The 8874-nt window shown below is 43.6% G+C and carries 10 protein-coding genes; 5 read left to right on the forward strand and 5 right to left on the reverse strand.

Annotation, left to right across the window (positions count from 1 at the left end; translation table 11 throughout):
- The first annotated feature begins 118 nt into the window (after positions 1 to 118).
- Positions 119 to 1480, forward strand: coding sequence for an acetyl-CoA carboxylase biotin carboxylase subunit (gene accC / locus WBA23_RS04500; RefSeq protein WP_424581052.1), 1362 nt, complete (start codon positions 119 to 121; stop codon positions 1478 to 1480).
- Between the two features lie 40 nt (positions 1481 to 1520).
- Here accC and WBA23_RS04505 read toward each other — a convergent pair whose 3' ends face one another.
- Both WBA23_RS04505 and nhaC read right to left on the reverse strand, forming a co-directional pair.
- The gene (locus WBA23_RS04505; RefSeq protein WP_424581053.1) at positions 1521 to 2120 is read right to left on the reverse strand and encodes a 3'-5' exonuclease; all 600 of its coding nucleotides are present in this window, start codon (positions 2118 to 2120) and stop codon (positions 1521 to 1523) included.
- Positions 2117 to 3592, reverse strand: coding sequence for a Na+/H+ antiporter NhaC (nhaC, locus tag WBA23_RS04510; protein WP_424581054.1), 1476 nt, complete (start codon positions 3590 to 3592; stop codon positions 2117 to 2119). The genes WBA23_RS04505 and nhaC overlap by 4 nt, the downstream gene beginning before the upstream one ends.
- A gap of 481 nt (positions 3593 to 4073) precedes the next feature.
- Here nhaC and moaD point away from each other — a divergent pair, with 481 nt between their 5' ends.
- The 4 genes from moaD to WBA23_RS04530 all read left to right on the forward strand — a co-directional run bounded on the left by moaD (position 4074) and on the right by WBA23_RS04530 (position 6476).
- Positions 4074 to 4316 carry a molybdopterin converting factor subunit 1 gene (gene moaD, locus WBA23_RS04515; RefSeq protein WP_424581055.1) on the forward strand — a complete coding sequence of 81 codons (243 nt, stop codon included), beginning with the start codon at positions 4074 to 4076 and terminating at the stop codon, positions 4314 to 4316.
- Between the two features lie 90 nt (positions 4317 to 4406).
- Entirely contained in the window at positions 4407 to 4844 is a 438-nt protein-coding gene (locus WBA23_RS04520) for a molybdenum cofactor biosynthesis protein MoaE (RefSeq protein ID WP_424581056.1), read from the forward strand.
- Positions 4845 to 4849: 5 nt separating this feature from the next.
- Positions 4850 to 5569 (forward strand): sulfotransferase family protein, encoded by a 720-nt coding sequence (locus WBA23_RS04525; RefSeq protein ID WP_424581057.1) that lies wholly within the window; start codon positions 4850 to 4852, stop codon positions 5567 to 5569.
- A 1-nt stretch (position 5570) separates the two neighbouring features.
- Positions 5571 to 6476, forward strand: a complete 906-nt coding sequence (locus WBA23_RS04530; protein WP_424581058.1) for an aminotransferase class IV — start codon at positions 5571 to 5573, stop codon at positions 6474 to 6476.
- On the opposite strand, the gene WBA23_RS04535 is transcribed toward WBA23_RS04530, so the two are convergent.
- From WBA23_RS04535 to WBA23_RS04545, 3 genes are all read right to left on the reverse strand, one after another.
- On the reverse strand, positions 6473 to 6865 hold the full coding sequence (locus WBA23_RS04535; protein WP_424581059.1) for a response regulator: 393 nt from the start codon (positions 6863 to 6865) through the stop codon (positions 6473 to 6475). The two genes, WBA23_RS04530 and WBA23_RS04535, sit on opposite strands and share 4 nt — an antisense overlap.
- A 208-nt stretch (positions 6866 to 7073) precedes the next feature.
- A complete protein-coding gene (gene moaC / locus WBA23_RS04540) occupies positions 7074 to 7571 on the reverse strand; it encodes a cyclic pyranopterin monophosphate synthase MoaC (protein WP_424581060.1) in 498 nt (165 codons plus the stop codon).
- An 827-nt stretch (positions 7572 to 8398) separates the two neighbouring features.
- The coding region (locus WBA23_RS04545; protein ID WP_424581061.1) for a zinc-binding dehydrogenase at positions 8399 to 8874 on the reverse strand (476 nt) is incomplete at its 5' end.

Raw genomic sequence — 8874 nt, forward strand, 5'->3', positions numbered from 1 at the left:
GACCCAGCTTAGCAATAGCGTGTTATAGTGTTAAAGAGTTTATGTGTTAAGATCATAAGTTGTTACTGACACACAAAACAATAACACCTTAACACGCAAATACCCTAACACTCTGTCTATGTTTAAAAAAATTCTTATTGCTAACCGGGGTGAAATTGCCCTACGGGTTATTCGAAGCTGTCGCGAAATGGGTATCAGCACCGTTGCAGTATATTCAACTGCCGACAAAGATAGCCTTCATGTTCGCTTCGCCGACGAGGCCGTATGTATTGGCCCTCCGGCTAGTAGTGCTTCTTATCTTAGCATTCCAAATATAATTGCAGCGGCTGAAATTACTAACGCTGATGCAATTCATCCCGGCTACGGGTTTCTATCTGAAAATGCGGAGTTCTCACGGGTATGTGAAGAGTACGGTATCAAATTCATTGGTGCTTCCCCCGGAATGATTGGTAAGATGGGCGACAAAGCCACCGCCAAAGCTACTATGCAGGAGGCCGGGGTACCTACTGTGCCCGGTTCAGAGGGTCTGCTAAGTAGTATTGATGAAGGAATGAAGATTGCCGAAGATATCGGTTATCCAGTAATACTAAAAGCTACCGCGGGGGGGGGTGGAAAAGGAATGCGAATAGTTGAGGATAAGAGCGGATTTAAGAAAGCTTGGGACGATGCCCGTCGGGAATCGGGAGCCTCTTTTGGCAATGACGCCCTTTATCTGGAGAAATTTGTAGAAGAGCCTCGCCATATTGAGATTCAAATTGTAGGTGATCAAAATGGAAAAGCTTGTCACCTATCAGAGCGAGACTGCTCTATTCAACGCCGTCATCAAAAGCTACTGGAAGAAACCCCCTCACCGTTTATGACCGATGAGTTACGGGAGAAAATGGGGCAAGCTGCTATCAAAGGGGCCGAAGCTATTGGCTACGAAGGTGCCGGAACCATTGAGTTTTTAGTTGATAAGCACCGTAACTTCTACTTTATGGAGATGAACACCCGGATTCAGGTGGAACACCCCATTACCGAGGAAGTGACTAGCTTCGATTTGATTAAAGAACAAATCAAGGTGGCAGCGGGCATTAAATTGTCGGGTAAAAACTACTACCCTATGCTACACGCGATTGAGTGCCGAATTAATGCCGAAGACCCTGCCAATGGCTTCCGCCCTAGCCCCGGAAGGATTACCAATTTACATATGCCCGGTGGCCTTGGAGTAAGAATAGACAGTCATATTTACGCCGGCTACAGTATCCCCCCCAACTATGATTCTATGATTGCCAAAGTGATTGTTAGTGGCCAGACCCGCTTAGAAGCAATCACTCGTATGAAACGAGCACTAGGTGAGTTTGTCATTGAAGGTATTAAGACTACTATTCCATTTCATATTAAACTAATGGATGATCCCAAATTTCAGGAGGGCGATTTTACCACCGCTTTCATGAATACATTTGACCTCTCCGATATTAGCGAGTACGAAGTAGTTTAATGATTGATGAGTAATGCTCCTTTACGTTCATTGTTCATTATCAAACATAGCCAAGGTACGCCAGTCGTTGATAAATCTCTAAGCAGACCCAAGCATCGGTAGCGGCGTAGCGCATTTGGGGTTCGGTGAGCTGCGGGTTTTCCCAATTAGAAGTCTGTTGAGCTTTAGAAACCCGAAAGCCTAAGAAAATTCCAGTCAGCTTTCGCACACCAGCGTGCTTAACATCTAGTCGTTTAGCTGCATCATTTAAATCCAATACGTTATCAGGAGAGAACACCAGATGATGTTTAGAACATAGTTTCCGCAAATCTTTCAGGTCGTCTTTAATGCTGATTCCTACTTTTTTAATTAAAGGGTTAGCAAAGAATTCAGTAAATGCTAGGCTGACTCCAGTATAATTTAGGCGAATTAGATACGTTTTATTAGGAACCGATAGCTGAATTAACGAAGTATCGTAGTGCACACCTCGTTTGAAGGCCGGTCGTGCTTCCGTATCAAATCCTACTACCGCGTGTTCCCGCAATTCCTTAAACACTTCCTCTTGCTTATCCGAATCGGTAATCAGCACAATTCTTCCCTCGTATTTACGAAGGGGTAAGTTGTTTATTTCTTCTTTTGTAATGTGCTTGGGAAACATCATGCCGCAACTGTTTTTTGATTCGCCTCTGCCAACTCACCGGGTTGATAGCGGGCAATTTTAAAGTTTAAAAATCCGAAGAGAATTGTCATAATCGGACTAAGTATGCAAAAGAAAGCAAACGGAGCGTAGGTTAGCGTAGCCACTCCCAGCACCGCCGCCTGGGTGGCCCCGCAGGTATTCCAGGGAATTAGCACCGAAGTTACCGTACCCGAATCCTCCAACGTTCGGCTGAGCACTCGGGGTTTTAGTCCTCGTTCGCGGTAGGTCTGAGCAAACATGCGGCCGGGCACCACAATCGCCAGGTACTGGTCTGAAGCCGTCACATTAAAGAAGATAGAAGTAAGTGCCGTAGAAGAAATCAGCGAGCCGGTAGAGTTAGCGTACTGAATAATGGACTGCGTAATGCGCTTCAACATTCCCGCCGATTCCATTACTCCCCCAAAAATCATGGCGCAGATAATCAGCCAAATGGTATTCAACATCCCTGCCATACCTCCGGTAGATAGCAAGCCATTCACCATATCGTTATCAGTGGTGATGCTAACGTTGGTGTACATGGCTTTCATTACGGCTATGTAGGTACCAAAAGCTCCACTTTGCCCACTCACCTGAGCAATAGCCTGCGGTTGAAAGATGATAGCGAATAGGCCACCTAACAAGGTGCCCGCTAGTAAGGCCGGTAGGGCGGGCACTTTCTTAACGATCATTCCGATGACCACCACCGGAACAATAAATAGCAATCCGTTGATATTAAACGCATTATCCAACGCCGATAGCACCTCCTGCGTGCCGTCGTCGGTCATGGTGTTTTCTGCCGTAAGTCCAATAATTAGGAAGATTATCAGCGAAATAGTGATAGAAGGAACGGTGGTGTAGGTCATGTAGCGGATGTGGGTGAACAAATCCGTTCCGGCCATAGCGGGAGCTAAGTTGGTGGTGTCCGAGAGGGGCGACATCTTATCCCCGAAGTACGCGCCCGAAATGATGGCCCCGCCGGTGACGCCCGGCGACAGCCCTAAAGTAGTGCCAATGCCCAGCAGGGCGATACCCACTGTAGCCACCGTAGACCAACTACTACCCGTAGCCACCGCCACCACCGCGCAGACAATACAGGCCGCAAATAGAAAGATGGTAGGATTCAGAATTTGCAAGCCGTAGTAAATCATAGCGGGCACGATGCCGCTTAGCATCCAGGTGCCCGCCAGCGAACCAATGAGTAGTAAAATAAGCATAGCCGACATGGCCGAACTAATACTTTTTACAATGCCGTCTTGTAGCGTAGGCCAAGTAACCCCCGTTCGTAGTGCGATCAGAGCAGCTACGGCTGCTGAAATAATCAAAGCAATCTGGTTAGGCCCGTAGGTGGAATCGCTGTCATACACGTACACATTGATTGCCAGTAGGGGAAGCAGAAAGACAATAGGAATAGCCGATTCGGTGAGGGTAGGAGCTCGTCTTATATCCGAAGACATCAATTATTTTTTTTAGTACAAAAGCCTAAAATACTAAAAAGTGAGGAAAGAGGCGCGACTAATACTAGGCAGAGTTCACAATATTCTCTCGCTTAAATATAATGAGCCTCTAGCTGTCTGCTGGAACCTATTACTTTAAACAATTTTCATCATAACGTATAGCGTAAGTACACTGTAAAGTAAATAAGTTAACGTCATTGCAACAAGGTACGAGCCGGGCCGCCGGGCGGAAGTAATCTCCAGCTAGTGAGGGAGATAGTCGCGTCAGCGATCCGATTCGTCATCCTTCCTTACTATGGCAATACAATTTTATTAAAACCTATTTTACCGAGCAGTAAATAACGGAAAACAACTTACTAATGTAGAACATAGTGTGTCGGTACAGGCTCGTCAGAAAAGTGAATTTGTCTATTTTGTACTTTAAGAAAAGACTATAAATGCATATTGTATATTGCCTACCAAAATACGTACCTTGTTGCGTATGGAACTAAATATCTTACTTTTTGGCATCACGAAAGATATTGTAGGGCAACAGAAGTTGCGCTACGAAATGCCTCAGGGAGCTACTGTGCCAGATTTAGTAGAACAATTGAAGAAAAGTTATCCGAAGCTGCACAATTTGAATTCGGTGTTGGTAGCCGTTAACAATGAGTATGGGCAGAAACAACAAGAGTTGCACGAAAGCGATGAGATTGCCCTTATCCCTCCAGTAAGTGGAGGATAATGGGCGGAAACTGGTGAACGGAAACCGGAAAGCGGATTTTGAAAGGCCCATTTCAGATTTCAGTATCCGATTTTCAGTCTCCAATAAACTATGTTCATGAACTCAAACAATAAAATAGCTATTTCGCTAACTGATGAACCACTTCAGATCAATACTGTGCTTAATTCGGTGCAGTCTGATAGTGCAGGAGCCGTTGATGTTTTTATTGGCACCGTGCGCAACAACACCCAGCAGCGAACTGTTGAACGTCTAGACTTTGAAGCCTACGACCCCATGGCAGTAAAGGAAATGGAAAAGTTGGCGGTTCAAGCTTGCGAACAGTGGCCAGTAGAAAAAATTGCCATTCACCACCGTAAGGGCACATTGTATGTTGGCGATATTGCGGTTATCATTGCGGTAGCTACTCCCCACCGGCAAGCCGCTTTTGAAGCTTGTAAATTTACGATCGATACACTCAAACAAACCGTACCTATTTGGAAGAAGGAGATTTTTGATGATGGTGAAGTTTGGGTATCCGCTCATCCTTAACTCACATGAAACGCATTCATCTGATTTCCAATCCTCGTAATTTATCTACCGCTCTCATGTACTCCTTCGCTCAGCGATCGGATACACAAGTAGTTGACGAGCCTTTCTACGGTTACTATTTAACCCAACGACCCAATGTGAACCACCCGGGAAAAGAAGACATTCTTACCAATATGAAAACCAACTCGCGAGCTATTTTAGAGGATGTAGTTTTTGGCAACTATAACCGCCCAGTGTTATTTATTAAGAATATGGCGCACCATTTGGTTGATCTGGATTATCGATTTACTACTCGGCTCACGAACCTATTTCTTATTCGCAATCCGAAGCAGCTAATTAGCTCCATCGCTCAAAATATACAGACACCTACTATGGAAGATATTGGCTCTTACCGCCAGTATAAAATGTATCAATTCTTGCAGAACCTAGGAATACCGTCTGTGGTGTTAGATTCAGGTGAGTTATTAAAAGATCCGCTGGGGGTGTTACAAAAATTGTGCGTAGCGCTAGACCTACCGTTTGAAAAGTCGATGCTCTCCTGGGAACCAAAGCCGTTACCGGAAGATGGAATTTGGGCTCGATACTGGTACCGTAATGTGCATCAGTCTACTGGTTTCTCCCAGCAGCCAACCAGTAACCGCCCGCTACCCGCACACTTGGAAGAACTTTATAAAACCGCTCTACTATTTTATAATAAACTCCACGAAAACGCTATTCAAGCCTAATATGCTACAGAAATACGACCCGCGTAATGAACATATTCAAGTATACGTTGGCGATCGGCTTTACCCCCGATCCGAGGCTAAAGTATCAGTATTTGATAGTTCGGTGCAGGGCGGCGACGCGGTATGGGAAGGTTTACGCGTGTACGAGGGTGGTATTTTCTGCTTAGATCGCCACCTTACTCGGCTAAGAGATTCAGCAAAAGCACTTTGCTTTGCCAATATTCCCTTGTTAGATGGTATTAAAAGGGCAATTTTTCAAACGCTGGAAGCTAATGAGATGCGAAGTGATACGCATATTCGGTTAACACTTACGCGTGGTGAGAAGATCACTTCGGGTATGGACCCACGACTTAATCAAGTAGGTTGCTGCTTGATTGTACTCGCTGAATGGAAACCTCCGGTGTATGATAATGATCAGGGTATTCGAGTGATTACCTCTAGCGTAGCGCGAAATTCACCTCAGCATCTGGATTCTAAGATTCACCACAATAATTTACTTAATAATATTTTAGCCAAAATTCAGGCAAATGTGGCTGGGGTAGATGCAGCCGTTATGTTGGATGCCCACGGTTTTGTAGCTGAATTAAATGACACTAATTTGTTTATAGTGAAAAATGGGCAATTATTTACTCCGCACGCCGATGCGTGTTTGCCAGGTATTACTCGGGGTTTGGTATTGGAGATTGCCCAATCATTGGATGTTCCAACGCGAGAAAAAAACCTTTCGCTCACTGATTTTTATACTGCTGACGAGGTTTTTGCAACGGGCACTATGGGAGAGTTAACTGCTGTAAAAGAAATTGATGGCCGTTTAATAGAAAGTGCTTCGAGCTTTCGGGTTCTACCTAAAATTATTGACCGGTTTCGGCAGCTTAATCAGGAGTTGATAGAACCACTACCTTTCTAGCTTGCAACTAACTGTTGCTGACAAGTCGCTATTACTCGTTGTATACCTTCTTTCGTCACTGGTTTGGAAATGTACCCTTGCACCCCTTGGTAGTTATTAACTCGGTCAATATCAAACCTATCTACTGAAGAAGAAAGTACGTAGATGTGGGTATTTTTATTGTTAGCAAACTGATACTCTTCCAGAAAATTCCATCCGCTGAACTTAGGCATAAATAAATCCAAAAAAATAAGTTGGGGTGGTTCAACTTCAGATCGTCTCAGTTGAGCAAGTACTTCTCTTCCATCAGTAAATTCGCGAATAGATAGGGACGGCTCCCAAGTTTGCAACAGTTTACGAGTAATAAGTAAGTCAATTTCGTTATCATCAATAAGCCAGCACGTCATCATAAGGTAGGTAGTATTTGTTAATGTATGAAAGTAATAACTTACCAGTAGATTGCTTTTAAGGCGTAAAACGCTCTTGATTATTAGCTAAAAATTAAGGTAGTTGCAGAAATAAGCAAAAACAAATAATGATTTTGCTGTATTTTAATCTATTGTAAGTTACACTTCCAATGATAGATTGTTTTCTGGTCGTTTGCAAGTAAATTTATGTTTAATCTGAATTGAAGTCACTTTTTCCCCCTGACTTGCTTAGAAGGCAGGTTTTTTTAATAACCATATTAGGAGAAAGTGCCTTGCACATATCGTAAACTGTAAGGGCAGCCACACTTGCTCCTGTTAGTGCCTCCATTTCTACCCCGGTTTTACCACTCACGGTGACCGTACATTCAATACAAATTTCGTAACCCTCCTTAGGCTGAATATGGAAGTTACATCTTTCAATAGCCAATGGGTGGCAAAAGGGAATAAGATCACTAGTCTTCTTAACCGCCATAGTTCCGGCAATGATAGCAGTCTGAAATACCGGCCCCTTTTTGGTATAAATATCTTTGGTTGTTGAGTTATCTAAGCCAAGTTGGTTCCATAGCTTATTATCCAAACCAATAATACTTTGAGCCGTGGCAGTCCGTAAGGTTACTGCTTTCAGGCTAACATCTACCATGGTTGGGTTATTTTGATCGTTTACGTGGGATAGCTTATTTTCTTTCATATAAAGCTGGGTTAGAATACAAAGTTAGTTAAGATACTGTAACCTGGAACAGCAGAAGTAGAATCTATTGGAACAAAAAAAAAGCCCAGCACACCGAGCTTTCTAGTTTTAAAGAAGGAGAAATAAATTCCACCTCTCTTCTCCCAAATTATTACGTTCGGCTGCTTTAACCATATTTTCGTTGGTGCAAATAGTCACTTCTACTCGCCGATTCTGCTAACGACCAGTTCCCTATCATTTTCTAGGTTGTTCCTCAACGTATCCTTCAATAGTTAAGCAACAGTGTGGCAACATGTGGTACGTAGTGGTGGGCTACGGTGAGCATTGCTAATTTTTTATTAGTTATGTGCTTACTCGCTTCAAACAGAATGGCTCATGAAACTAAAAGAATATCTGAAGGAACTTAGCATTGTTATTTTAGACATATTGGGGCAGAAGATAAGATTACTTTTAGAGACAGATTCTTCTAATAGAGACATAAGCTATAATTTACTGACTCTGAAAGACAGCGGATTCGAGAGCGAAAAATCTGCGGGTGTATTCTGAGAAGTAGACTAAAAAATCGTCTCAGAAATTGTAGAAATCTACCAAGATAAATAATCGCTATTGAATTTTGAGGACCGAATGCTAGATGAACTATTCATACTAATGAGAGATGGAGAGATAACCCGAAAAAAAACTTTCAATACTTCCTAATTCTGATTGGTAATTTGAGGTCGAATCTCGAATATTTAAAGTCAGATTTGGATGAGTCCATTGAAATCTTAGAGTCGGAGGTTTAGATACTCAGCAACATAAATACAATACTTAACCGTAGTTTTTGTCCCTTAACTTCTCTCTGAAGCTACGTCAATAATAACCTTGCCCTGTACCGAACTAGCTTCAAGCTCACGAAAAGCGTCTTTGTACTCATCAAAGCTATACTCGCGATGGATGTTGGGGGCAAATGCACCTTTTTGTATCCACTCGATCAGTTGCTCGAGGTGCTTCCGGTTCGCTTTTACCAGCACAAAATTAAACTTCGGCCAGAAAAACAACTTTTTGAAAACGTACAGTGGGTTCGGAATCAGGCAGACGAAACGGCCGTCTTTGCGCAGCACCTTTTTGGCGGAAGAGTACATATCCCCCCGCTTGGAGTACACCTGAAAGAAGACATCGTACTTGGCCTTCGGGTCAAACACGTCTTCGGTGTCGTAGGCTACGAACGCGTCGGCTCCCTGAGCAAGACAGTAGTCCCGGTTTTTCGAGTGGCTCACCGCGGTCACTTGTGCGCCTAGCTGCTTAGCAATATAAGTGGCTGCGG

The sequence above is a fragment of the Tunicatimonas sp. genome (assembly GCF_049647865.1).
GTDB lineage: Bacteria > Bacteroidota > Bacteroidia > Cytophagales > Cyclobacteriaceae > Tunicatimonas.

Bases quoted from the DNA above. Each gene is read 5' to 3' on its own strand.
- moaD (WP_424581055.1), top strand. From the start codon at position 4,074: ATGGAACTAAATATCTTACTTTTTGGCATCACGAAAGATATTGTAGGG.
- WBA23_RS04520 (WP_424581056.1), top strand. From the start codon at position 4,407: ATGTTCATGAACTCAAACAATAAAATAGCTATTTCGCTAACTGATGAA.
- nhaC (WP_424581054.1), bottom strand. From the start codon at position 3,592: ATGTCTTCGGATATAAGACGAGCTCCTACCCTCACCGAATCGGCTATT.
- moaC (WP_424581060.1), bottom strand. From the start codon at position 7,571: ATGAAAGAAAATAAGCTATCCCACGTAAACGATCAAAATAACCCAACC.
- WBA23_RS04535 (WP_424581059.1), bottom strand. From the start codon at position 6,865: ATGATGACGTGCTGGCTTATTGATGATAACGAAATTGACTTACTTATT.
- WBA23_RS04530 (WP_424581058.1), top strand. From the start codon at position 5,571: ATGCTACAGAAATACGACCCGCGTAATGAACATATTCAAGTATACGTT.
- WBA23_RS04505 (WP_424581053.1), bottom strand. From the start codon at position 2,120: ATGATGTTTCCCAAGCACATTACAAAAGAAGAAATAAACAACTTACCC.
- accC (WP_424581052.1), top strand. From the start codon at position 119: ATGTTTAAAAAAATTCTTATTGCTAACCGGGGTGAAATTGCCCTACGG.
- WBA23_RS04525 (WP_424581057.1), top strand. From the start codon at position 4,850: ATGAAACGCATTCATCTGATTTCCAATCCTCGTAATTTATCTACCGCT.